Annotated in this window: 22 protein-coding genes; 8 read left to right on the forward strand and 14 right to left on the reverse strand. The window is 65.8% G+C overall.

Annotated features, from left to right (window positions below; genetic code table 11):
* Window positions 1-47 precede the first annotated feature (47 nt).
* The 11 genes from AC1U2B_RS07950 to AC1U2B_RS08000 are packed head-to-tail and all read right to left on the reverse strand — an operon-like array spanning window position 48 to window position 12,969.
* Window positions 48-1,670, reverse strand: a complete 1,623-nt coding sequence (locus AC1U2B_RS07950; RefSeq protein WP_480216362.1) for an MCE family protein — start codon at window positions 1,668-1,670, stop codon at window positions 48-50.
* Window positions 1,670-2,866 carry an MCE family protein gene (locus AC1U2B_RS07955; protein WP_480216363.1) on the reverse strand — a complete coding sequence of 399 codons (1,197 nt, stop codon included), beginning with the start codon at window positions 2,864-2,866 and terminating at the stop codon, window positions 1,670-1,672. The genes AC1U2B_RS07950 and AC1U2B_RS07955 overlap by 1 nt, the downstream gene beginning before the upstream one ends.
* The gene (locus tag AC1U2B_RS07960; protein ID WP_480216364.1) at window positions 2,863-4,101 is read right to left on the reverse strand and encodes an MCE family protein; all 1,239 of its coding nucleotides are present in this window, start codon (window positions 4,099-4,101) and stop codon (window positions 2,863-2,865) included. The genes AC1U2B_RS07955 and AC1U2B_RS07960 overlap by 4 nt, the downstream gene beginning before the upstream one ends.
* Window positions 4,101-5,219, reverse strand: coding sequence for an MCE family protein (locus AC1U2B_RS07965; RefSeq protein WP_480216365.1), 1,119 nt, complete (start codon window positions 5,217-5,219; stop codon window positions 4,101-4,103). The genes AC1U2B_RS07960 and AC1U2B_RS07965 overlap by 1 nt, the downstream gene beginning before the upstream one ends.
* The gene (locus AC1U2B_RS07970; RefSeq protein ID WP_480216366.1) at window positions 5,220-6,236 is read right to left on the reverse strand and encodes an MCE family protein; all 1,017 of its coding nucleotides are present in this window, start codon (window positions 6,234-6,236) and stop codon (window positions 5,220-5,222) included.
* Complete coding sequence (locus AC1U2B_RS07975; protein ID WP_480216367.1) at window positions 6,233-7,423, reverse strand: MCE family protein; 1,191 nt, start codon at window positions 7,421-7,423, stop codon at window positions 6,233-6,235. Before AC1U2B_RS07975 ends, AC1U2B_RS07970 begins: the two co-directional genes overlap by 4 nt.
* 5 nt (window positions 7,424-7,428) lie before the next feature.
* Window positions 7,429-8,286, reverse strand: a complete 858-nt coding sequence (locus tag AC1U2B_RS07980) for an ABC transporter permease (RefSeq protein WP_043985363.1) — start codon at window positions 8,284-8,286, stop codon at window positions 7,429-7,431.
* A gap of 7 nt (window positions 8,287-8,293) precedes the next feature.
* Window positions 8,294-9,109 carry an MlaE family ABC transporter permease gene (locus tag AC1U2B_RS07985; RefSeq protein WP_043394984.1) on the reverse strand — a complete coding sequence of 272 codons (816 nt, stop codon included), beginning with the start codon at window positions 9,107-9,109 and terminating at the stop codon, window positions 8,294-8,296.
* A complete protein-coding gene (locus AC1U2B_RS07990; protein ID WP_480216368.1) occupies window positions 9,096-10,265 on the reverse strand; it encodes a thiolase C-terminal domain-containing protein in 1,170 nt (389 codons plus the stop codon). The genes AC1U2B_RS07985 and AC1U2B_RS07990 overlap by 14 nt, the downstream gene beginning before the upstream one ends.
* Before the next feature lie 55 nt (window positions 10,266-10,320).
* Window positions 10,321-11,496 carry a Zn-ribbon domain-containing OB-fold protein gene (locus tag AC1U2B_RS07995; RefSeq protein ID WP_480216369.1) on the reverse strand — a complete coding sequence of 392 codons (1,176 nt, stop codon included), beginning with the start codon at window positions 11,494-11,496 and terminating at the stop codon, window positions 10,321-10,323.
* A 12-nt stretch (window positions 11,497-11,508) separates the two neighbouring features.
* A complete protein-coding gene (locus AC1U2B_RS08000; RefSeq protein WP_480216370.1) occupies window positions 11,509-12,969 on the reverse strand; it encodes an aldehyde dehydrogenase family protein in 1,461 nt (486 codons plus the stop codon).
* A 118-nt stretch (window positions 12,970-13,087) separates the two neighbouring features.
* Between AC1U2B_RS08000 and AC1U2B_RS08005 the strand changes: the two genes are divergently transcribed.
* A complete protein-coding gene (locus AC1U2B_RS08005) occupies window positions 13,088-13,633 on the forward strand; it encodes a thioredoxin domain-containing protein (RefSeq protein WP_480216371.1) in 546 nt (181 codons plus the stop codon).
* A 97-nt stretch (window positions 13,634-13,730) separates the two neighbouring features.
* Complete coding sequence (locus AC1U2B_RS08010; RefSeq protein ID WP_480216372.1) at window positions 13,731-14,132, forward strand: DUF732 domain-containing protein; 402 nt, start codon at window positions 13,731-13,733, stop codon at window positions 14,130-14,132.
* On the opposite strand, the gene AC1U2B_RS08015 is transcribed toward AC1U2B_RS08010, so the two are convergent.
* The gene (locus AC1U2B_RS08015; protein ID WP_480216373.1) at window positions 14,072-15,301 is read right to left on the reverse strand and encodes an amidohydrolase family protein; all 1,230 of its coding nucleotides are present in this window, start codon (window positions 15,299-15,301) and stop codon (window positions 14,072-14,074) included. The two genes, AC1U2B_RS08010 and AC1U2B_RS08015, sit on opposite strands and share 61 nt — an antisense overlap.
* An 85-nt stretch (window positions 15,302-15,386) precedes the next feature.
* Entirely contained in the window at window positions 15,387-15,977 is a 591-nt protein-coding gene (locus AC1U2B_RS08020) for a TetR/AcrR family transcriptional regulator (protein WP_043394970.1), read from the reverse strand.
* A 145-nt stretch (window positions 15,978-16,122) separates the two neighbouring features.
* Here AC1U2B_RS08020 and AC1U2B_RS08025 point away from each other — a divergent pair, with 145 nt between their 5' ends.
* Window positions 16,123-17,409 (forward strand): cytochrome P450, encoded by a 1,287-nt coding sequence (locus AC1U2B_RS08025; protein WP_043394967.1) that lies wholly within the window; start codon window positions 16,123-16,125, stop codon window positions 17,407-17,409.
* 68 nt (window positions 17,410-17,477) lie between these two features.
* Here AC1U2B_RS08025 and AC1U2B_RS08030 read toward each other — a convergent pair whose 3' ends face one another.
* Window positions 17,478-18,683: a CaiB/BaiF CoA transferase family protein gene (locus tag AC1U2B_RS08030; protein ID WP_043394965.1), complete on the reverse strand. Its 1,206-nt coding sequence runs from the start codon at window positions 18,681-18,683 to the stop codon at window positions 17,478-17,480.
* Window positions 18,684-18,930: 247 nt separating this feature from the next.
* Between AC1U2B_RS08030 and AC1U2B_RS08035 the strand changes: the two genes are divergently transcribed.
* The 5 genes from AC1U2B_RS08035 to AC1U2B_RS08055 all read left to right on the forward strand — a co-directional run bounded on the left by AC1U2B_RS08035 (window position 18,931) and on the right by AC1U2B_RS08055 (window position 22,955).
* Window positions 18,931-19,629: an SDR family NAD(P)-dependent oxidoreductase gene (locus tag AC1U2B_RS08035; protein ID WP_043394963.1), complete on the forward strand. Its 699-nt coding sequence runs from the start codon at window positions 18,931-18,933 to the stop codon at window positions 19,627-19,629.
* A gap of 26 nt (window positions 19,630-19,655) precedes the next feature.
* Entirely contained in the window at window positions 19,656-20,516 is an 861-nt protein-coding gene (locus AC1U2B_RS08040; RefSeq protein WP_480216604.1) for a mycofactocin-coupled SDR family oxidoreductase, read from the forward strand.
* A gap of 12 nt (window positions 20,517-20,528) precedes the next feature.
* A complete protein-coding gene (locus AC1U2B_RS08045) occupies window positions 20,529-20,723 on the forward strand; it encodes a ferredoxin (RefSeq protein WP_043394959.1) in 195 nt (64 codons plus the stop codon).
* A gap of 49 nt (window positions 20,724-20,772) precedes the next feature.
* The gene (locus AC1U2B_RS08050) at window positions 20,773-22,116 is read left to right on the forward strand and encodes a cytochrome P450 (RefSeq protein ID WP_043394957.1); all 1,344 of its coding nucleotides are present in this window, start codon (window positions 20,773-20,775) and stop codon (window positions 22,114-22,116) included.
* Window positions 22,117-22,193: 77 nt separating this feature from the next.
* Window positions 22,194-22,955 (forward strand): MerR family transcriptional regulator, encoded by a 762-nt coding sequence (locus AC1U2B_RS08055; RefSeq protein WP_480216374.1) that lies wholly within the window; start codon window positions 22,194-22,196, stop codon window positions 22,953-22,955.
* Window positions 22,956-22,975 lie beyond the last annotated feature (20 nt).

The raw sequence follows: 22,975 nt of genomic DNA on the forward strand, positions 1-22,975 counted from the left end.
TGACCGCGGGCGGCAGAGCAGATCTGCGCCGTCCGCGGTCTCGCGTTTCAGGACGTCAACATGTCCTGCCAGGTCTTCGGCCCGCCACCGGCGGCCAGATCGGCCTGGCGGTACAACTGACCGTCAGGAGCCACGTACTCACCCGTGCGCGGGTCGTACTGCGCGTACCCGAGCCCGCCGGTGAACGCGCTCGGAGCGACACCGGGCTCGGCTGCCGGAGGGACCTCCGGCCTGGGCTCGACGGGGTCGCCGCCCGGGATCGGCGGGACGCTGCCCGCGTTGCCCGAAGCACCCGGTGTGGTGATCGGATTCTGCGGCGGCAGCACCGGGTTGTTCGGCGGCGGCCCTGCCGGCGGGACGCCGGCGGCGGGCCCTTCGCCGACCGGGGCGTACAGGCCCTGGTCTGGGAACCAACGCGAATCCGCCGGCACACCTTGTCTTTCCAAGCTGGGGTCGCGCGGGTACGGGCCGACGACCGGCATCCGCGACGCCAGTGGCTCGTATTCCTTGTCGCTGTTACAGATCTCCGCGGTCGGCGCGAACTTGCCCGGTTTCGTCATGCACGGAGTGTTGCGGATACCGCGAACACCTACCGGCGCATCCTGCGGCAGTTTGCAGTAGACGTCGTCGGGCAGGTCCACCGTCGTGGTGTCATACGCAGGCCGCCAGGAAGAGGGCGGAAGAAAGCCCAACGTACATGGCGGCGGATCTTCCGCACCGATCCGGAAACTGCCGATACCGAGGCCACCCGCGTTCCGAGTCGTGCCGTACGAGATCACCGTCGACACCACCGGCGGCAGCAACACCAACGCCTGCTCCAGGCCGGGACGATAGGTCACACCGAGCTGCCCCAGGGTCGTCAGGTTGGCGAGCAGTACCGGCACAGTGATTTTCAGTTTGTCGAAGAGCTTCGTCGCATCGTCGGCCACCCCGGGGCCGTGGTCCAGCAGGCTGCGGAGCTGCGGGTCATTGGTGACCAGCTGAGAGGTGACGCCCGTCAGGCCCCGCGACCAGACCCGTAGTGAATCCGTGCTCTGCACTTGTGAGTCCAGCAGCGGAGAACTGTTCTCGATGAGGTCGCGTACCTTGTCCCGCTGGTCATTGAGCCCACCGACGAGTTTCCCCGATGAATCCGCCAACGACTGCAGGTCGTAGTCGGCGCCGTTGAACGCTTTGTACGTCTCATCGAGGAGCTGATGCAGCTTGTCCTTCGGCAGGGAGGCGACCAGCTCGCTGGCACGGTCCATCATCGGCCCGATCGGTGGCGGGACCGCATCGGCGCCGCCCCGAACCACGGAACCGTCATGCAGATACGGCCCGGAATCGGTGCGCGGCAACAGATCGACGTACTGCTCCCCCACGGCCGACACACTGCGCACCACTGCCGACAGGTCTGCCGGGATGTCGGTCGAGGAGTCCAGCGACATCTTCGCGCGCACACCGGTTTTCGTGAGCTCGACGTCGGTGACCCGGCCCACCTGCACACCGCGGTAGGTGACGTTGCTGAAGCGGTACAGCCCACCGGTGTCGGGTAGGTCGAGAGTGACGTTGTACCGCCCGATTCCCATGAGCGTCTGCAGCTGCATGTAGCTGAAGCCCATCACGAAGATGCCGACGACGGCCGCGATGGAGAAGATCACCAACTGGATTCGGACGAGACGGGACAGCATCAGTGACCCCCTTGATCCGGGGTTGGCGCGGGTCCTGGCAGCGGCGGCGGAGCGACTTCCGCCGGCCGCGGCGCGATCACGGCCGGCGGCGGCGCTACCCCGATCCCGAGCGGATCCTTTGTCTGTTCGGCGTATCCGGGATCACCGATCGCGGCCTGAATCCCTTGGGTCGGGTCACCGAAACGGGTACCCATCCACAGTTCTCGCCGGATGCGCGGCAGCGTCAGATCGAGGGTCGCCGACAGGTTCAGATAATCGCCCTTGATGTAGCGGTCGATAGCGGCCTGTCCGTAGGGGAACACCGTCGCCATCGCAAGCGACTTGTCGATGACGATTCCGACATCGGCCAGTGACCGCGTGATCGGCTCCATGTGGCGCAGGTTCTCGACGAGGTCGGCCTGGGTGTCGTTGATCAAGGACGTCGCGGTGTCACTGAAGGTCCGCAACTTCGTCAGTGCCGCAGTGATATTCGGCCGCTGCGCGACCATGACTTCCAGCGCCTGGGGCATGATCCGGAGCGCCTCGGTGATGGCGTCGCGCTGGCCGGCGAAGGTGCCGGCCAGTCCGTTGAGACCCCGGATCGTGGCGACGATGTCGTCCCGTTGATCGTCGATGGTGCCGACGAAGCGGTCCAACCGGCCGATCAGGTCTCGGATCGATTCCTGACGGCCGTCGAACGCGGTGTTGAAACTGTGGATGATGCCGCCGATCTGGCCGACGCCACCGCCGTCGACCACCGTCGCCAGCGCGGCCAGCGTGCGCTCCGTCGACGGATAGGTCGACGATTGGTTCAGCGGGATCGTCGTACCGGGGGCCAGCCGGCCGGCCGGCGCCGTCCCGGCAAGCGGGTCGAGTGCGACGTGCGTCGAACCGAGCAAGCTGGTCTGCCCGATTTTCGCCACCACATTGGCAGGCACCACAACACCCGGCTTGATCAGGATGTCGACCAGAGCGTGGCCACGAACCACCTTCATGGGCCCGACGCTGCCGACGACGACGTCGTCGATCATCACCGGCGAGTTCGATTCCAGCGTACCGACATTGGCGAATTCGACGTGAAAAACCGTCGCACCCGACACGCGGCCCGGAGCGCCGGGCAACGGCAGCGAGTTCACGCCCTGCCACGCGCACCCACTGAGCGGGGCCATCGCACACAGCGCCACGGCGAGCGGCCGCCAGATCTTCGCGCGCGTCATGAGGCAGGCCCTTCGGCTGGCAGCAGCATCCCCGGCAGAGTGGCCGGCGGCGGTGGTTCCGGGCCGGTGTAGCCGGGCATCAGTTTCGCTTCGCTGTAGATCAGCTGATCGGGGCGTGGCGTGGGTCCCAGGAACGGGTTGACCGGAATCGGCAGGTAGTTGAAATTCAACAGCCGCAGCGCCGGGCCGAGATACTCGGCGCACTTCTTCGCGCCCTCCGCCGGATCACCGCCCTGGATGCCTGCGATTGCGCCGCAGACGAACTGGGCCGGATTGGAGAACCCGTTGACCGCGAACATACCGTTGGCCGTCCCGGACACCGGGTCGTAGATGTTGTAGAAGTTCGACATCACCGTCGGGAACACGTGCAGGAGCTCTTCGAGTTCCTTCTTGTTCCCGACCAGGGTCTGCGTGACATCGGTCAGGCGGGTCACCGACTCGGCCGTGCGGTTGTTGACGCTCGACATGAAGCGCTGGATGTCCCCGACCGCAACCGACAGGTCCGTCAGCGCCGCGTCGAGATCCGTGCGGCTTGAATCGAGGACACTCGACAGCGTCGCCAGCCGGTCCTCGAACTGCACGATCTGAGTATTGCTGTTGCGCAATGCCGTGACGAAGACCTGCAGGTTCTTGATGGTGTCGACGATGCTCCCGTTGCCGTCGGCCAGCACCCGGCTCACTCCCGACAATTGCGCGAGGGTATCCCGCAGCCGATCACCGTTGCCGGCCATGGCATTTGCCGCGCTGTCGACGAAGCGGCCCGCGACGGACGTGTCGCCGGGCTTGGTCGGCCCGAGCTCGGTGACCATCCGCGTCAGCTGCTCTTTGACTTCGTCCCACTCGACGGGGACGGCGGTGCGCGAGACGGGGATGACCGAGCCTTCCCTCAGCGTGGGACCCGTCGTGCGGTATGCCGGTGTCAGCTGGACGTAGCGAGCAGCCACCAGGTTCTGCTGGACGATCACCGCTTTGACATCGGCCGGGATCGCTACGTCCCGATCCACGTTGAGCGTCAGCTTCACCGTCTGGCCTTGCGGCTGGACATCCGACACGGTGCCGACCTTGACGCCGGACACCCTGACTTCGTCACCCGAGTACAGACCGGTCACGCGGGTGAAAATGGCACCGAAGGTCCTGGGGCCCCACATGTTTCGGTAGCCGACGTAGATGCCGGCGGCGAGCGCGGCACCCACCAGCGCCACGGCCAGGATTCGAATCAGCATACGACGCGTCATCAGTGCGGCACCTGCCCCACGGTCGGTCCCTCGGTCTCTTCGCGGTTGTAGCAATGGTCGAAGCTGTATGGCGGCTTGAACCCGTTGCGCTCACCACCGCAGTTCGGCCACGGGAAGAGCGTCCGGGGCTGCACTCCGAGCGCGGCGTCGATGAACGGTTGCATCTCGTGTCCGTCAATCAGATTGGCCACGAACGCGTTGTAGTACCCGCCGTTGTTGACCGCCTCGCCCTGCGTCATCACGACCTTCTTCAGGCCCGGGATCGCCTTCGCAATGTTGTCCTTGTTCTTTTCCAGCACGGCCACCACCGAGTTGAGGCGATCCAGTGCCGGCGCCAATTGGGCTTCATTGTCGTGCACCACGGCCGACAACTGCTTGGCCACCGCGGAGGTATTGGCCAGCAAGGTCACGATGGCGTCACGCCGCTCCACCAGCATGCCGAGCAGCGAATTCGCGTTCAGGATAAGGGTGTTGAGCTGGTCGCTACGCTGCGACAGGACGTTTGTGACGTCCGACGCGCTCTTCAGCAGCTCCGACAGCGACTGGTTGCGATCGTTGAGCGTCCGCGACAGTCTGGACACCCCATCGAAGGTAGGGCCAAGTTGGGGCGCGATCTGGTCGAGGGTCTGCGACAGCAGATCAAGCGACTGGCTCAGCTGGTTGGTGTCGGTCCCGGCCGTGTTCTTCGTCAACTCATTGACCGCGTCCGTCAGTGAATACGGTGACGAGGTACGGGAAATCGGGATCACCGACCGCGGTTTGAGCGGCTTGTCCCCCGCTGACACCAGGGCGAGCGTGCGCGCGCCCAGCAGCGTTCCGGTCCTGACGTGGGCGGAGGTGTCCGAACCCAGGGATACCCGGCTGTCCACCGTGAAATCGACTACGGCATCACCGTTTTTCAGTGACACCTTCGACACCGTGCCGACCTTCATGCCCGACACCATGACGTTGTTGCCGACCCCCAGTCCGCCGGCTTCGGCGAAGACGGCCGAGTACCGCACCGACATCGCCCAGTCCCGGAACTTGTCCGGCGACAGGCCGACCAGGATCACCAGGATCACGGTCACGACGCCGATGATGCCGACGCGGATCAGGCGCGGGTTGCCATATTTCAGCATCTACTGGCACCTCCCCGCGTTGGACCTGATCCACGGCATGACGACCACCCGGCCTTCGCGGTCGTTGACCCGGATGGTGAGATCGCAGATGTAGTACTGGATCCAGCTGCCGTAGGCGCCGGTTCGCGCCTCCTTGCGGTAGTTCTCCGGTGCGCGTTGCAGTGCGGTGTCCAAAGTCTGCTTGTCCTGATCCAGGTTGTTCCCGAGCCGCAGCAACTGGTTCACGGTGCCGGCCAACGGTTTCCGGGTCTGGCCGAGCAGATCAGAGATGGAAGCCGTGCCCTTGTCGAGTGAGTCTATGGCAGCGCCGATCGGGTCACGGTCTGCCGACAAACCGCTCACCAGGCGCTCCAGCCGGTCGACAGACGTCGAGAACTTGTCACCGTCGCGCGCCATGGTGCCGATGAGCAGCTTCAGATTGTCGATCAGCTGCTTGATCACTTCGTTGTTGTCCGCCAACGAGCCACTGAACGAGGACGTATGCGACATCAGCGAATTGATCCCATCGGACTGTCCCTGGAAGACCTGCAACAGCGACGAGGTCAGGGCATTGACGTCCTGGGGATTGAGCCCCTGCACAACAGGTTTGAGCCCACCCAGCAGTAGATCCAGGTCCAGGGCGGGCGCCGTCCGCTCCAGCGGGATGGTGGACCCGGCCGGCAGCACCTGGGTGGGCCCGGGTGCGTCGACGAGGTCGAGGTAGCGATCACCGACGAGGTTCAGATAGCGGACCTCCGCACGCGTACCGGCCGTGACCGGGATGGAGTTGTCGGCGTTGAACGTCACCGTGACCTTGCGGTCGTCGCCGAGCTCGAGTCCGGTGACGGTGCCGACGCGGATGCCCGCGACCCGCACGGAGTTCCCGGCCCGCAGACTCGACGCGTCGGCGAACACCGCCTTGTAGTCCTTGGTGGATCCGGTTCGGGTCTCGCCGAGGACCATGAACAGGAAGCCAGATGCGATCATCATGACGACGGCGAAGATCGCGAACTTCACTGCCGCTCCGCGTGCGTTCATCGTCCGGGCTGTCCGATCTGCGCGGTGTTGCGCGGCGGGCCGTCGATGGGTCCGTACAGCAGCTGCTTGAGCCCGTCGCTGTTGAGGATGATGTTCTGGTTGCCGTACTTGAACGGGTTGGTGCCGGTGTCGGTCACCACGTAGTTCGGATGCTGTTCGAAAGCCACGGGCAGCACCTCGCAGCGTGGACCGCCCTTGGCCGCCACCTTCGGCAGATCGCCCGGGTAGCGGTAGCGCTCATGGCCCCACAGGAAGCTCGCCGACAGCGGCAGCCCGCCCGGCGCTGGGTCCTGAGGCTGAGATCCGAAGTCCGCCAAGCCCTTCAGCGAACAGGTGAGAGCCGGGTTGTACTGGTCGAACAGCCCGGTCGTCGGCAGGAAGAGGCGCATCACGTTGGCCAACGCCTGGTGGTTCGCGGCGACGAACGCGTTGCCGGTATCGGCAAAGGTACTCATGCTCTTCAGCGTGGCGTCGAGGTTCTGCTGCTTGTCGACGATGGATTTACTGATCTTGGTCGCGTTGCGGGTGATCTGCACCAGGTCGTTCGCGGCATTGTTGTAGGAGTCGAGCACCGTTGGCGCCGTGGACATCTCCCGCTGCATGGTCGGCAGGGCCGGTTCGATCGTGGCGAGCAGGTTGTCCACGTTCACCAGCGTCTGCCCGAATGCGTTGCCACGGCCCGACATCCCGCGCGACAGCGCGCCCAACGTCTCGTTCAGCTTCGTGGGTTCGACTTCGGCCAGGACCGAGGTCAATTGTTCGAACACGGTGTTGATCTCCACGGTGACGTGGTCGGCCGGCACCACCGCCCCAGCCGCCAGTGGTTTCGGCGATGGGTTGTCGGGAGCGTTGAACTCGACGAATTTCGCGCCGAACGCGGTAGACGAGGCAATGTCGACCGTTGCGTTGGCCGGGATGAGTTCGAGTTGGCCGGGGTTCATCTCGAGGTGCAACTCGGCCTTGCCGTCTGGCCGTTCGTCGATCGAGGCGACCCGGCCGACCTCCACGCCGCGCATCTTCACCTTCGCGTCCGGGTTCATCACCAGACCTGCTCTCTCGGCGAGCACCGTCACCGGCACCGAGCCGGTGAACTCTCCGCTGAACCGCGCCAACGCGAAGGCGACCAGGGCCGCGATCACCGTGACGACTCCAGCGCCGGCCAGTAGCCGCGTCGTGTTTTTCGTCATCCCGATCATCCGGACAGGTTGAAGTTGCCGTTGGTGCCGTAGATCGCCAGGGAGACCAACAGCGTGACCGAGACGGTCGCGATCAGTGACGTGCGCACCGCGTTGCCGACCGCGACACCCACGCCGGACGGCCCGCCGGAGGCGAAGAATCCGTAGTAGGTGTGGATCAGCAGGATGACCAGCGCCATCAGAATCGCTTGCAGGAACGACCAGAGCAGATCGACGGGGTTGAGGAACGTCGCGAAGTAATGGTCATACAGGCCCGCGGACTGCCGGAACAGGTACACCGTCACGAACCGGCTGGCCAGGAACGACAGGATCACCGCGATCGCGTACAACGGCACGATCGCGACCATGCCCGCGACGATGCGCGTCCCGACCAGATAGGCCACCGGCGGAATCGCCATGGATTCGAGCGCGTCGATCTCCTCGTTGATCCGCATCGCCCCGAGCTGCGCGGTCGCGCCCGCGCCGAAGGTCGCCGCCAGGCCGATGCCGGCGATCACGGGAGCAGAGATGCGCACGTTGATGAACGCCGCGAGGAACCCCGTCAGTGCCTCGATGCCGATGTTGCCCAGGGAGCTGTACCCCTGCACCGCCAGCGTGCCACCGGCCGCCAGGGTCAGGAAGCCCACGATGACGACCGTGCCGCCGATGAGTGCCAATGTGCCTGCACCCATGCTGATCTCAGCGACCAGGCGGATGGTCTCGCGGCGGTAGCGCAACGCGGCCAACGGTGCGCCCACCAACGCCATCCAGTAGAACATGCCGTGGTCGCCGATACCGCCCAAGACGTCGGCGGGCTTGCGCAGCATCCGCACGAATCTCGGGAACCGGTGGCGCAGAATCACTTCTGTCGACATGACAGCCTCATTTCACCGTCATCCGGATGCCGATGGCAGTGACCACCACGTTGACGACGAACAACGCCATGAAGGCGTACACCACGGTCTCGTTGACCGCGTTGCCCACGGCTTTGGCGCCACCACCGGAGATCGCCAGTCCCCGGTAACACGCGATCAGGCCGGCGATCAGGCCGAACAGCGCCGCCTTGACACACGAGATGATCAGCTCGGGCACTCCCGTCAGCAGCGTGATACCGGCCCCGAACGCACCGGGGTTCACGTCCTGGACGAATACCGAGAACACATAGCCGCCAAGGATTCCGATGATGCAGACCAGACTGTTCAGCAGCAGTGCCACGATCCCGGAGGCCAGCATCCGCGGCGTCACCAACCGCTGGACAGGGTTGATGCCCAGCACTTCCATCGCCTGAATCTCCTCGCGGATGGTGCGGGAGCCGAGATCGGCGCAGATCGCGGTGGCGCCCGCGCCCGCGACGATGAGCACCGTCACCATCGGACCGACCTGGGTCACCGCGCCGAACGCCGCGCCGGCCCCGGACAGGTCCGCAGCTCCGAGCTCCCGCAGCAGGATGTTGAGGGTGAAGCTCACCAGCACGGTGAACGGGACCGCCACCAACAGCGTCGGAACCAGCGAAACCCTTGCGATGAACCAGGATTGGTTCAGGAACTCCTGGACGTGAAACGGGCGCTGGAAAATGAACCCGAAGGCGTCGGCGCCCATCGAGAACAGGCCGCCGACGGCCTGCATCGGCTTGCCGAAACCACGGCCCAGCGCCGGCAGCCCGGACGACCAGTGGTCCTGTCCCTTATGCGCGGCCATCGGCGGGCCCTTCCAGAATGGTCACCGCGGACACCGCGGTCGGGCCACCGAGGTTGTGGGCCAACCCGATTCGCGCGCCGTCGACCTGGTTGTGCGCTTCGCCCCGGAGTTGGGCGAACAGCTCGACGCATTGGGCGACGCCGGTGGCGCCCGGCGGGTGGCCCTTGCATTTGAGCCCGCCGCTCGGGTTGACCGGCAATGCGCCGGTGACGGTGGTGACGTCGGCCTCGACGAGCTTGTAGGCCTCGAAGCGGTCGGCGAAACCGAGGTCCTCGTAACTCATCAACTCGATGCCGGTGAAGAAGTCGTGTACTTCGGCCACGTCGATGTCCGCCGGGGCCAGGCCTGCCATCGCGAAGGCCTGCTTGGCGGCGCGCGTGGTCGCCGGGAAGCAGGTCATGTCCAGCTTGTGCTGATGCATCACCGAGTCCAGCCCGAGCCCGGTACCGCGAATCCACACCGGCCGGTTGGTGAAGCGGTCGACGACCTCGTCGGACGCCAGTAAAAGTGCTGCGGCACCGTCACTTTGGGGTGCACAGTCGTATGCGCCGAACGGCGTGACGACCGTCGGCGCGGTCAGCGCCTCCTCCATGGTGATCTCGAAGCGCAACCGCGCCTTGGGGTTGGTCACGCCGTGGCGATGGTTCTTGACGGCGACCATCGCCAGGTGTTCCCGGGTGGCCGGCGACTCGTGCAGATAGCGGGCCACGTGCAGCGCGAATCCGGCTGGTGCCACCAGGCCCAGCGGGTAGTCCCATGCCATGTCGCGGGCCATGGCTTCCCACTCCCACAGCATGTGCTTGGTGGAGGTCTCGCGCAGCTTGTCCGCACCCATCACGAGTGCGACGTCGAAGGCGCCGGAAGCAATGCCGAACATGGCGTTGCGAACGGCGTCATTGCCCGTCGCACAAGAGTTCTCGACCCGGGTCACCGGCAGCTCGGGCAGCCCGAGCGTGTCGGCGAGGATGCCCGACGGGAATCCGTCCGGGGTTCCCATCGAGCCGAACCACGCCGCCTGCACGTCGGTCTTCGCCAGCCCCTTGTCGACGCTGGCGGCGCACTCGGCGAACGCCATGGGCAGCAGGTCCTTGATGCCCAACGCGAAATGCTCACCGAAGAAGGTCATGCCCGCGCCGACGATGGCGACGTTCCTCACGCGTCCCCCTCACCTGTCGGCAACATTGGGACCCCCGATGTGGAGCGAGTATTCCTCACGCGGCCACCCGTTCGGGCACAAATGCATATCCGTAATCGGGGACTCCGGACCGGACGGCAACGCGCCGCAGCACCAGCCTGCCCTGATCGCCGATGTGAACGGTGCCCGCGGCGGCGCCGGCCACTTTCACGAGGGCACGAATGCCTACCCCGTCCAATTCGACGATCACCAATGAATACGGCGAGCGCAGGCCGGGAACCGGGATGTGCACGGTCGTCTCGGTGTAGACGCGGCCCGTTCGCGGCAGTGGCACCAATTCGTATGTGGTGTCGAGCGATCCGTCGGCCCCGACCCGATAGCGCGGCGGGAAGTCCAGTTGGCCGGTCACGGGGCAGCGGCCGGCCTCCCATCGCACCTTGGCTTCGAAGGCGCGCTCGTAGGCCGCCAGCGAGATGGGCAGCTCGGCGCCTTCGGACAGCGTGGTGACCGGCAACTCCTGCACCGGTGATTCACGCCGGAACACCTGCGCGACACCGGAACTCACGGTCAACCCGGACAGGCTCGCCTGCTCGACAGCCACCAACGGCCCGCAGATCGCGGCCTCGGCCATCGCTGCCAGTGCGAACAGACCCGCGCTCGCACCGATCGTCGGCAGCTCGGCAGGTTCTCCGATACACAGCTCGCGCGCGGTGGCATGGTCCACCCCGGCCAGGGCAGCGGGCGTGTCCAGCCAGGCCGCCTGCAGGCTCGCGACGAGTCCGCGTTCGTGCAGCAGGTGGGGGTCGCCGTAGTCGTGGACGCCGCCGTCGGCGTTGCGGGTGCGCACCGGCAGACTGCGGGTCACCCGCGCGGCCGTCCGCACGGACAGCCCCGTGTCGGCCAGCAGCGCCGCGGCCGCGCCGGCGGGCTGCAGGTCCACGCCGATCACCAAGGTGCGGGACCGGGCGGAGCTCAGCGCGTCGAGGGCGGCCGGAGCGCCGCCCAGCCGCTCGTCGACCTCGAGCTCGGGGTCGAGCCCGAGACCGGCCAGCAGAACCGCCCCGTTACTGCTGTCCAGCATGGGCAGGTCACGGCTGACCAGCACTACTTTTTCCACCGCGGTGCTCCCGGTCAGCGCGGCGCGGCCGGCCTCGACGGCCAGCGTGATGGCGTCCTCGTCGTCGGCGACCATCCGACCGTTCCGGGTACCCCAGCACGGCAGATACGTTCCGACCGATGCGACGTTAGGCATCGACGCCGCGCATCACGAGACCACCGTGGCGAAGGTCTTCGACTCGAGGAACTCCTCGAGTCCGGCGGTCCCCATCTCCCGGCCGATACCCGATTGCTTGTAGCCGCCGAACGGGCTGTCAGGGCTGAAGTAGTTGCCGCCGTTGATGGAGAACGTTCCGGTCCGGATCCGGCGCGCCACGCTCAGCGCGCGGTCCTGGCTGCCGAACACCGCCCCGGACAGGCCGTAGATGGAGTTGTTGGCGATCCGCACCGCGTCGTCGTCATCGTCGTACGCGATCACCGCGAGCACCGGGCCGAAGACCTCTTCCTGCGCGATCTCGCTGTCGGGGTCGACGTTGGTCAGCAGGGTCGGGGTATAGAAGTAGCCGGGGTCGACCTTCTCGCCACCGGTCACCAGCGTCGCGCCGGCCTCGACGGCGCGCTTGACCATGCCGTCGACCTTGTCCCGCTGCTTCTCACTGATCAGTGGGCCCATGTACGTCTTGGGGTCGGCCGGGTCGCCGTACCGCACCATGGCGAAGTTGTTCTTCACCAGCTCGACGATCTCGTCCTGGTGGGCGCGCGGCACCAACAGTCGCGAGGTCAGGGCGCAGCCCTGTCCGGCATGCGTGACCATGCTGAACGCGGTGAACAGGGCCGCCGTGTTGAAGTCGGCGTCGTCGAGCACGATCGCGGCGGACTTGCCGCCCAGTTCCAGGAACACCCGCTTGAGGGTGTCGCTGGCGGCCGCCATGATGCGCCGGCCCGTCGGCGTGGATCCCGTGAACGTCACCATGTCGACGTCCGCGCTGCTGGTCAGCGCCGCACCGACAGCGGGATCGGCGCCGCTGAGCACGTTGACCACGCCGGCCGGGATGTCGGTGTGGTTGGCGATCAGCTCCCCCAGCGCCAGCGTGACCAATGGGGTGTCCGGCGCACCCTTCAAGATGACGGTGCAGCCGGCGGCCAGGGCGGGCGCCAGCTTCGCCAGCGCCAGCTGGTTCGGGTAGTTGTACGCGATGATCGCGGCCACCACCCCGCCGGCTTCCTTTTCCACCCAGCGGTGGTGCTGCATACCGCGGATCTCGACATTGCCGAGGTCTTCGGTCATCGAAAAGGTCTTCAGCAGTTCGGCGTAGTAGCGCACGATGCCGATGGGCTGGTCGAGTTGAGCGCCCGCGCACAGCGCTGCGGTGGCACCGACCTCCGCGATCGTGAGCGCGGCAAGTTCGTCGCGGTGGTCCAGCAGAGCGCGATGGAGCTGTTCCAGGCAGTGCACCCGGAAGGCGGAGTTCGTCGACCAGTCGGTGGTGTCGAAGGCCCGGCGGGCGGCGGCCACCGCCGCCACGGCGTCGGCCACCGTGGCATCGGGCGCATGACCCAGCACTTCCCCGGTTGCCGGATTCCGGGACGGAAACGTGCGCTCTGCGTTCTGGAGCCGGCCGTCGATGAGTAGCCGTCGGCCGACTGCCTCAGCGGTGTCCTGCGGCATCCATCCTCCTCGCTTGCGGGAATGCCATTCTCATTCTTCGCAAACATTACATTCAATAACCGAGAATGTGAACGAGATTGTGCCGACAGATTTACCACCGAGGCTCTACCGTAGGGGTATGACGCTGCGCGCCCGGACCGTCCCGAAGAAGTTTGCCGTTCTCGCCGCGGCCGTCGTCCTGGCCGGTATGGTGCCCCTCTCCGTCGCACCGCCCGCCGCCGCCGACGAGAAGCCGCTGGGCGACAACAGCCAGCGCCTGCGGTTCTACGGCACCGAACTGAACGGCGCCCTGTTCGACGGCCGCACACTGCTCGGAAAACCGGCGGTGATCTGGTTCTGGTCGCCGCCGTCGTTCTGCGGCATCTGCCTGGCCGAAGCGCCCGTCATCAGCCGCGTGGCGGCCGCCAATCCGCAGGTCAGCTTCCTGGGGATCGCCGGCCGCGGGGCGGCCGGGAGCATGCAAAGCGTCGTCGCCGACAACAACCTCAGGTTCCCGAACCTGACGGACGCCAACGGCCAGCTGTGGCAGTCCTTCTTCGTACCGTGGCCACCGGCGTGGGCGTTCATCCGCCCCGACGGTGACGGCTACCTGATCAACGACATCACCTCGCCGATGACCGAAGATGCGCTGACCGCCCGGGTCGCCGCTCTCACCGCCCCATGAGGCCGGCCATCCGGCTCGTCAGCCGAGCGAGAATGTTATTCTCTCAATTTGAGAGCCAGCCGAGCGCAGGTTGGCCCACCAACCGACGGAGCTGCCGGTGACCGCCCTCCACCTCCACGGACTCGCGTTCGCGCTTTGCCTCACCGCAGCAGCGATGACGGCGCCGCCGGCCACCGCAGACCAGGGCGAGGACTACCTCCTCCAAGAGCTGCGGAAAACGAATCTGAAATGGATGGCACCCGGCGGCGAACCCGACATCCTGGGTATCGGCTACGACATCTGCGGCGACTGGGCCGCCGGGGTGCCCTACGCCGACGAAGTCGCCGGACGCATCGGCCCGCCCGGCTGGTGGTCACAGCGCAACGCGCGGTTCTTCGTCGCGCTGTCCACGCGATCGTTGTGCCCCGGGTTCTTCCTGGAAAAGGTGCCGCCGGCCGATCAGGAACTGATCGTGCAGCCGAAGCGCGCCTGGCCGCCGGATCCGCTGCCGCGGAACTGACCACACCCAAAGACGAAGATGGCGCCGCCGGCAATACTGCCGTGCTGCAGCGCGGTCACGTAGTGCGTCGGCTCGGCCAGACCCTCGGGGTGCGGCCAGTCGGAGCCGTAGAGCACCTGGTCGACACCGACCAGGTTGATCAGGTCGTCGATGCCCTCTTCATAGAACGGGCTGACGTGGATGCGGTTCTTGATCTCCTCCATCGGATTACCGAGGAAGGCCTCGGGCGCCTTCTTGTAGACCTCGGCCATCTGATCGAGCAACGGGAACATCCATTTCGACCCCGCCTCGACGATGCCGACCTTCAGTTTGGGATGACGGAACAGCGCGCCGTGGATCACCCACGAGGCCACGGCATCCTGGATCGGACGCCATTCGTTGAGGATCGACATCGCATTGGTCTGGAACGGCAGCATCTCCTGCGCGCCGCCGTCCCATTCGGAGGTGTACCGGGAGTAGCCGCTGTCCGACGAGTGCATACCGACGAAGACGTCGAACTCGACGCACTTCTGCCAGAACGGATCGAACTCAGGAAGCGCGAACGAACGCGGGCCGCGGAATCCGGGCACCGGCGCCGGGCGGACCAGGATGGCGCGCGCACCGCGCTTGACACACCATTCGAGCTCTTCGATGGCCTTCTCGACGATGGGCAGGGTGATCACCGGGGTGGTGAAGATGCGGTTCTTGTAGTTGAAGCCCCACACCTCGTCCAGCCACTGGTTCAGCGAGTGGATGAGGACATGGATGGCGACCGGATCGTCGCGCAGCCGTTCCTCGATCAGGCTGGCCAGCGTCGGGAACATCAACGTGCGATCGAGACCCAGCTGGTCCATGAGCTCGAGCCGCGGCGCGGGCTCGAAGAACGCCGGGATGGCCTTCATCGGCTCACCGAAGAGCTCGCGCCGGGTCTTGCCCTCGGGGTTGCCGTACTTGAAGTACTCCTCCCAGGCACCCGGCCTGGCCACCACCGAGAACGTGGGGTTCGGGATGTAGTTGCTGATCTGGCCTCGGATCGCAATCTTGGTCCGGCCATTGACCTCGACGTACTGGACGACGTCCTTGTACTCCTTGGGCAGGTACTTGGTCAGCGCCTCCGGCGGCTCGTAGAGGTGGTTGTCCGCGTCGAACAGCGGAAACGGAATGTCGACCCGATGCGACAGTTGTCCCATGAAATTCTCCTTCGCGATTCATGAGAATCTTATTCTCATATGGCGCGAACGCGCAATCGCTTCAGCGTGGTTGCCGGTCTGCGGCCTAGTTGTCGGCGGCCGGGTCGAGCTTGCGGAGGTACCGGTCGAAGTACGCCAGGATCTCGTCGTGACCGACGGAGACCCCGAGCGCGGCCTCCATGGTCAACAGCTGCGACATCCCCACGATCAGGGAGATCGCGACGATCGGCGGCAGTTCGTCGGCATCGATGCCGTGTTGCGCCAGAACGGAGCCGACCAGCTCTGCCTGCCCTTCCAGGAACTGCTGCGCAGCACCGGCGATCTCGGTCCCGAGCTCTTTGCGATGGTTGGCCAGCGCCGCATATTCCATGATCAACGCGGTGTCGCGGTTCTCGATGAGGAAAGTCCACAACGCCCGTAGCGGGTTCGGTGCCAGCAGGATCATCGACTGCGCCGCCAACCCCTGATCGGTCCGGCGCCGGAACGCGGCCAGGAACAGATCGTCCATGGTGCGGAAGTAGTAGTGGACAAGTTGCGGTTTGAGTCCGGCCCGTTCGGCGACCTTCCGCGACGTCACCGCGGCGTAGCCCTCGTCGAGCATCAACGCCTCGGCGGCGTCGAGTAAGGCCCCGCGGTTCTTCGCCTCGGGTCCGCCAATCCTTCGCTCCGATGCCATGCCGTCACTGTCCGTTCTCGATCGCTGCCGCGCCGATCGTAATTGTCCGAATCGCGCCGTGTGACCTTGACCACGCCACAACTCAGATGCTAAGCAAGTGCCCAGCACTTTGGTTGCAATTCGATGCCTGGAGGCCAGCCCACATATGACGAACTTCGACGAGGTCGACTACTACACCGACCAGTCACTCGTAGCCGATCCGCACCCGTACTTCGACCACCTGCGCAGCAAGTGTCCGGTGACGCGCGAGCAGCACTACGGCGTCGTGGCCGTGACCGGCTGGGAAGAGGCCAATGCGGTCTACAAGGATGCCGATTCGTTCTCCGCATGTGTCGCGGTGACCGGGCCGTTCACCCCGCTGCCCTTCACCCCCGAGGGCGACGACATCTGCGACCAACTCGCCGAGCACCGCACCGCCATCCCCATGTACGAGCACATGATCACCATGGATCCGCCCGAGCACACCCGCGCCCGCTCGCTGCTGTCCCGGCTGCTGACGCCCAAGCGCCTCAAGGAGAACGAGGACTTCATGTGGCGGCTCGCCGACCGCCACATCGATGAGTTCATCGCTGACGGCAAGTGCGAGTTCCTGGCCTCCTACGCGCGGCCGTTCTCCTTGCTCGTCGTCGCCGACCTGCTCGGTGTCCCCGAGGAGGACCACGAGGAGTTCCGGCAGGCGTTCGGCGCCGAGCGCCCCGGCTCTCGCGTCGGCGCACTCGACCACGAACCGCTCGCGTCCAACCCACTGGAATGGGCCGACGAGAAAGTCGGCCAGTACCTCGAGGACCGCCGCAGCCACCCCCGCGACGACGTGCTGACCTCGCTGGCCACGGCCAAGTACGAGGACGGGTCCACACCCGAGATCAGCGACGTCGTCAAGACCGCGACGTTCCTCTTCGGCGCCGGACAGGAGACGACCGCGAAGCTGCTCACCGCCGCGATGCGCTTCCTCGGCGAGCAACCCGACCTGCAGAAGCGGCTGCGCGAGGACCGCAGCCGCATCCCGAACTTCGTCGAGGAATGCCTGCGGATGGAGAGTCCGGTCAAGACGCTGCACAGGTTGGCGCGCAAGTCCACCAAGGTCGGCGACGTGGACGCCCCGGCCGGCACCGTCGTCATGATCAGCCCCGGCGCGGTCAACCGGGATCCGCGGCGGTTCGACCAGCCCCACGAATTCCAATTGGACCGCAAGAACGTTCGCGAGCACCTGGCCTTCAGCCGGGGTGTGCACTCCTGCCCGGGGGCACCGCTGGCCCGCGTCGAAGGCCGGGTGTCGCTGGAGCGGATCCTGGACCGCCTGGGCGACATCCAACTGGACGAAGCCGCACACGGCACGGACGGCAATCGGCGTTACAACTACGAGCCGACCTTCGTCCTGCGCGGCGTCACCGACCTGAGCATCAACTTCACACCGTTGGCCGCCAAGGCCTGAGCCTGCGAGAAAAGCAGATGTCCCCCAAAACCGTTGTTTTGGGGGACATTTGCGCCTCGTGGTGGTCGCTAGGTCACCGCGCCGGCCGATTTGAGTTCGATGATGCGGTCCCAGTCCATCCCGAGCTCCAACAGGATCTCCTCGGTCTGCTCGGCGAAGCCGGGCGCCGGACCGGTCTGCGGCGGGGCGACGTCGAATTGCACTGGGTTCGCGACCAATTCGAGCTCGCCGGCCTGCACCAGGTAGTCGTTGGCCCGGATTTGCGCGTCTTTGGCGGCCTGCAACGTGTCCTGGACCGGCGCCCAGGGGCCGGAGAGGGTGGCGAACCGCTCACTCCACTCCGCCAGCGTCTTGGTTGCCATCGCCTTGCCCAGAATCTCCACGGCCGCTGCGGTATTGGCCGCGACATCCTGCGCCGTCGCGAATCGCGGATCATCGATGTACTCGTCGAGTTCCATGTGCCGGCACACGTCGGCCCAGAACTTGGTCGGCTGCATCATGACCAGCGAGATGATCCGTCCGTCGGACGTTTCATAAAGGCCCACAAGAGGATTGACGGGCGAACCGTGCACGCCCGGAGCCGGCGCCTCCATCAGCTGACCGAGGTGAGATGTCAGCGCGACGGTATGGCCCATCGACCACAGCCCGCTGCCCAGCAGCGAGACGTCGACGACCGACGGCACACCGGTGCGCTCCCGCTTGAACAACGCCGCCGCGATGCCGCCGGCCAGGTTGGTCCCGGAAATGGTGTCGCCGTAGGCCGGCCCCGGCGGCGCGATCATGCCGGGCATGCCGGGCGGTGTGATGGTCGCGGCGGTACCGGCCCGGCACCAGAACGCCGTCATGTCGTAGCCACCCTTTTCGGACTCCGCACCGCGCGGGCCCAGCGCACTGCCGCGCGCATAGATGATCGCGGGGTTGACGGCCCGGATGTCGTCGACGTCGATGGCGAACTTCTTGCGGTGACCGGGCAGGAAGCTGGTCAGGAAGACATCGGCGCGGCGCGCCAGTTCCAGCAGCACCTCGCGGCCCTCGGGGACAGCCATGTCGAGACCGATGCTCCGCTTGCCGCGGTTGGCGTGCTCGATGTTGGGGTTCGGGTCGCCCTCGACGCGCAGCATGCCGGTCTGCCGGAGACCGCGCTGGGGATCACCGGTCACCGCATGCTCGACCTTGATCACGTCGGCACCCCACTCGCCGAGCACCGCGCCGCCCGACGGCACGAACCCGTACATCGCGACTTCCAGGACTCGGACACCATCCAAGGGCCCCATCCGACCTCCTCTATTTGGGAAACATCATTCTTTAATTTCGGTAACCCTACTCGCACAAAGTGTATTTTCCGACAGGCAATCGACTACCCAACCCATGGCCGGAAGCTGACCTGCACCACGCGACTGGACCGTCGATGCAGGTGGACCCCGTTATCGGCGGTTCTGTTGCGGGACACCAAAGTCGGAGAGTATCGTTCTCAAAATCGGAAGGGAGGTTTCTCTCAGTGATCTACATCGGTACCCTGTCGTGAAGAACGCCGTCGTTACCGGGGGCGGCTCCGGCATTGGTCGCGCCATCGTGGAACGCCTGCGGGCCGATGGCCTGAACGTCGCCACCCTCGACCTCAATCCAGCAGACGACGAGTTCGGCTTCACCGCCGACGTCACCGATCGCGCTCAGGTCCACGCCGCGCTCGACGGCGTCCGCAAGAAGTTCGGACCGGTCTCCGTGCTGGTGAATTCCGCCGGCCTCGAGAAATTCAAGCGGTTCGCCGAGCTCGAATTCGAGGAGTGGCAACGCGTCATCGACGTCAACCTCAATGGCGTCTTCCACTGCATCCAGGCAGTACTGCCCGACATGCTGGAAGCGGGCTGGGGCCGGATCGTCAACATCTCGTCGTCGAGCACCCACTCCGGGCAGCCCTACATGTCGCCATATGTGGCCGCCAAGTCGGCCGTCAACGGCCTGACCAAGTCACTGGCGTTGGAGTACGGGCCTGCGGGCATCACCGTGAACGCCGTGCCGCCCGGCTTCATCGACACCCCCATGCTGCGCAAGTCCGAGGAGCGCGGATACCTGAAGGTCCAGCAGAGCATCGAGGCGACACCCGTGCGGCGCATCGGCCGGCCCGAAGACATCGCCGCTGCCTGCGCATTCTTGATCTCCGAAGAGGCCGGCTACATCACCGGACAGATTCTCGGCGTCAATGGCGGACGAAACACCTAGCGAGGGAAGGCTTTTCAATGACTTCAGTGGGACGGGTAGCGGGCAAGGTCGCCTTCATCACCGGTGCGGCACGCGGTCAGGGCCGCAGCCACGCGGTCCGGCTGGCCGAAGAGGGCGCCGACATCATCGCCGTCGACCTGTGCGCGGACATCGAGTCCATCGGATACCCGATGGCCTCGCCCGAGGATCTCGACGAGACCAGGAACCTGGTGGAGAAGACGGGCCAGCGTTGCGTCACCGCGCACGCCGACGTCCGGGAGGTCACGCAACTGCGGACGGCCCTCGACGCCGGCCTGTCCGAGTTCGGCAAGGTCGACATCGTGCTCGCGCAAGCCGGCATCGCCGGCATGAAAAGTGATGTGCCACTGCAGGCCTGGATCGACACCATCAACACCAACCTGATCGGCACCATCAACGCCATCCAGGTGTGCCTCCCGCATCTGCAGGAGGGCGCCGCCATCGTCGCCACCGGCTCCACCGCCGCACTGATGGACGCCCACCTCAAGATGAACCCCGGCAACGACATCGGCGGCTTCGCCTACATGACGTCCAAACGCCTGCTCTCCCAATACGCCCACGACCTCGCGACCGAACTGTCGCCACGTGGCATCCGGCTGAACGTGGTGCACCCGACCAACGTCAACACCGCGATGCTGCAGAGCCCGCCGATGTACAAATCGTTCCGGCCGGACCTGCCGAACCCGACGCGCGAAGACGCCGAGCCGGCCTTCGGTATCCAGCAGGCCATGAAGGTCAACTTCGTGGAACCGGAGGACATCAGCAACGCCATCCTGTGGCTGGTCTCCGACGAGGCCCGCTACATCACCGGCACCCAGTTGCGGGTCGACGCCGGCGGCTACCTCAAGTGGTACGACTACCACGTCTGATCGGGAGTGACAGTGAAGGTTTGGGTTGACGGGCAGCGCTGCCAGGGCCACACGCTGTGCGCGATGATCGCGCCGGATGCGTTCGTGCTCAACGACATCGACGGCACGTCGTCACCGGTTGACGAAGTCGTGGCGGCGGGACTCGAAGACGCGGTCCGCGAGGCCGCCCACTCCTGCCCCGAACAGGCCATCACGATCGAAGAGTAGCGAGAAGCGAAGGCCGATCGCGTATGAGACCAGCAGGGAGACAGGAACTTTGAGCGTCCAGGACGAGCGCAAGAAGGACACCTACCACTTCGACCGGCACACCCCGGAATACCGGCTGCAGTTCGAGCAGATCACCGAGCAGATGCAGGCCCGGTGCCCGGTGGCCTGGACCGACACCTACAACGGTCACTGGGTGGCGGCCGACAGCAAGCACGTCTTCGAGTTGGCGCGCTGCCCCGTGGTGTCCAATCATCACGACGTCAGCGGCGAGACGCCGTTCCAGGGCATCACGATTCCAAAAGCCAGCCGCGCCAGCGTCGTTCGGGGTGGCATCCTCGAGATGGACGAACCCGAGCACAGCACCTACCGCGGCGCGCTGAACCCGTATCTCTCCCCCGCCGCGATCAAGCGCTGGGAACCGTTCGTCGACGAGATCACCCGCGCCGCACTGGACGAACACATCGAGTCGGGCCGGATCGACTTCGTCGAGCATCTCGCCAACGTGGTGCCCGCCGTGTTCACCCTGGCGATGATGGGTATCGAGCTCAAGAAGTGGAACGTCTACAGCGAGCCCACGCACGCGTCGGTCTATACGCCCGAACACGCGCCCGAACGCGAGAAGATCAACGAGCAGCACCGTGAGATGGGCATCGACATCATCAACAACATGATGGAGATCCGTCAGAATCCGCGGCCCGGCCTGGTCAACGCGATGCTGCAGTTGCGGATCGACGGCGAACCGGCACCCGATCTGGAAATCCTGGGCAACCTGGGGCTGATCATCGGCGGCGGATTCGACACCACGACGGCACTCACCGCGCACGCCCTCGAGTGGCTCGGGGAACATCCCGACGAGCGCGCGCGACTCAGCAGCGACCGCGCCACCCTGCTCAACCCGGCCACCGAGGAGTTCCTCCGCTTCTTCACCCCCGCGCCGGGCGACGGGCGCACGTTCTCCGAGGACGTGGAGGTCGAAGGCCAGCAGTTCAAGCGGTATGAGCGGCTGTGGTTGTCGTGGGCGATGGCGAATCGCGACCCGGCGGTGTTCGATCAGCCGAACGAACTGATCATGGACCGGAAGGGCAACCGGCACTTCAGCTTTGGTATCGGTGTGCACCGCTGCGTCGGATCCAATGTGGCGCGCACGGTGTTCAAGTCGATGCTGACCGCAGTGCTGGACCGCATGCCGGACTATCGCTGCGAGCCCGAGGGCACCGTGCATTACGACAGCATCGGCGTCATCCAGGGGATGCGGAATCTGCCGGCCTCGTTCACTCCGGGCAAGCGCCTGGGCCCCGGACTCGATGAGACGCTGGAGAAGTTGCAGCGCATCTGTAACGAGCAGGAGCTGGCCCGGCCCATCACCGAGCGCAAGGAAGCGGCCGTCATCTAGGTCCGTCATCTAGGTTTGGACTTGACCCTCACGCGACGTGAGGCACCAACCTGATCGATGTGACGCAGGAGATGCCGGTGAACGAACTCACCGTGGGCGAAGTCGCGCAGCGCTTCGGCATCACGGTTCGCACGCTTCACCACTATGACGACATCGGGTTGTTGACCCCGAGCCGGCGTGCCGCCTCGGGGTACCGGGTGTACACGTCGGCGGACCTGACGCGCCTGTCCCAGATCATCGTCTACCGCCGGCTCGAGTTTCCTCTTGACGAGATCGCGAGCCTGCTCGATGAGGGCAACGAGGTCAGCCACCTGATTCGCCAGCGCGAACGCGTCATGTCCCAACTCGATGAGCTGAAGGCGCTCGTCGAGGCCATCGATCAGGCTTTGGAGAAGGCGATGACGAACACCCCCATGACCGACGACGACATGCGCGAGCTCTTCGGCGAAGGCTTCGACGACTACCAGGCAGAGGCCGAGCAGAAGTGGGGCGACACCGCCGCGTGGCAGGAATCGCAGCGCCGGGCCAAGTCCTACACCAAAGAGGACTGGGTGCAGATCAAGGCCGACGGCGAAGCGGTGGAGAAGGCCTTGTCGGACGCGTTCCGCGGCGGGCTCCCGGCCGATTCCGACGAGGCGATGAACGCGGCGGAACAGCACCGGCTCCATGTGAGTCGCTGGTTCTACGACTGCCCGCCGGACTTCCACCGGTGCCTGGGCGACATGTACGTCAGCGACCCCCGATACGTTGCCACCTACGACGAATCATTCGGGCTGCCGGGTCTTGCGGCCTACTGCCGTGACGCCATCCACGCGAACGCGGACCGAACCGGCCACTGACCGGTTCGGCTCCGCGCCGG

It is taken from the genome of Mycolicibacterium sp. P4_G11 (genome assembly GCF_056555145.1).

What these genes read in the sequence shown, in the direction of transcription:
- AC1U2B_RS07950 (WP_480216362.1), bottom strand. Translation starts at nt 1,670, where the DNA reads ATGCTGTCCCGTCTCGTCCGAATCCAGTTGGTGATCTTCTCCATCGCG.
- AC1U2B_RS07955 (WP_480216363.1), bottom strand. Translation starts at nt 2,866, where the DNA reads ATGACGCGCGCGAAGATCTGGCGGCCGCTCGCCGTGGCGCTGTGTGCG.
- AC1U2B_RS07960 (WP_480216364.1), bottom strand. Translation starts at nt 4,101, where the DNA reads ATGACGCGTCGTATGCTGATTCGAATCCTGGCCGTGGCGCTGGTGGGT.
- AC1U2B_RS07965 (WP_480216365.1), bottom strand. Translation starts at nt 5,219, where the DNA reads ATGCTGAAATATGGCAACCCGCGCCTGATCCGCGTCGGCATCATCGGC.
- AC1U2B_RS07970 (WP_480216366.1), bottom strand. Translation starts at nt 6,236, where the DNA reads ATGAACGCACGCGGAGCGGCAGTGAAGTTCGCGATCTTCGCCGTCGTC.
- AC1U2B_RS07975 (WP_480216367.1), bottom strand. Translation starts at nt 7,423, where the DNA reads ATGACGAAAAACACGACGCGGCTACTGGCCGGCGCTGGAGTCGTCACG.
- AC1U2B_RS07980 (WP_043985363.1), bottom strand. Translation starts at nt 8,286, where the DNA reads ATGTCGACAGAAGTGATTCTGCGCCACCGGTTCCCGAGATTCGTGCGG.
- AC1U2B_RS07985 (WP_043394984.1), bottom strand. Translation starts at nt 9,109, where the DNA reads ATGGCCGCGCATAAGGGACAGGACCACTGGTCGTCCGGGCTGCCGGCG.
- AC1U2B_RS07995 (WP_480216369.1), bottom strand. Translation starts at nt 11,496, where the DNA reads ATGCCTAACGTCGCATCGGTCGGAACGTATCTGCCGTGCTGGGGTACC.
- AC1U2B_RS08000 (WP_480216370.1), bottom strand. Translation starts at nt 12,969, where the DNA reads ATGCCGCAGGACACCGCTGAGGCAGTCGGCCGACGGCTACTCATCGAC.
- AC1U2B_RS08005 (WP_480216371.1), top strand. Translation starts at nt 13,088, where the DNA reads ATGACGCTGCGCGCCCGGACCGTCCCGAAGAAGTTTGCCGTTCTCGCC.
- AC1U2B_RS08015 (WP_480216373.1), bottom strand. Translation starts at nt 15,301, where the DNA reads ATGGGACAACTGTCGCATCGGGTCGACATTCCGTTTCCGCTGTTCGAC.
- AC1U2B_RS08020 (WP_043394970.1), bottom strand. Translation starts at nt 15,977, where the DNA reads ATGGCATCGGAGCGAAGGATTGGCGGACCCGAGGCGAAGAACCGCGGG.
- AC1U2B_RS08025 (WP_043394967.1), top strand. Translation starts at nt 16,123, where the DNA reads ATGACGAACTTCGACGAGGTCGACTACTACACCGACCAGTCACTCGTA.
- AC1U2B_RS08030 (WP_043394965.1), bottom strand. Translation starts at nt 18,683, where the DNA reads ATGGGGCCCTTGGATGGTGTCCGAGTCCTGGAAGTCGCGATGTACGGG.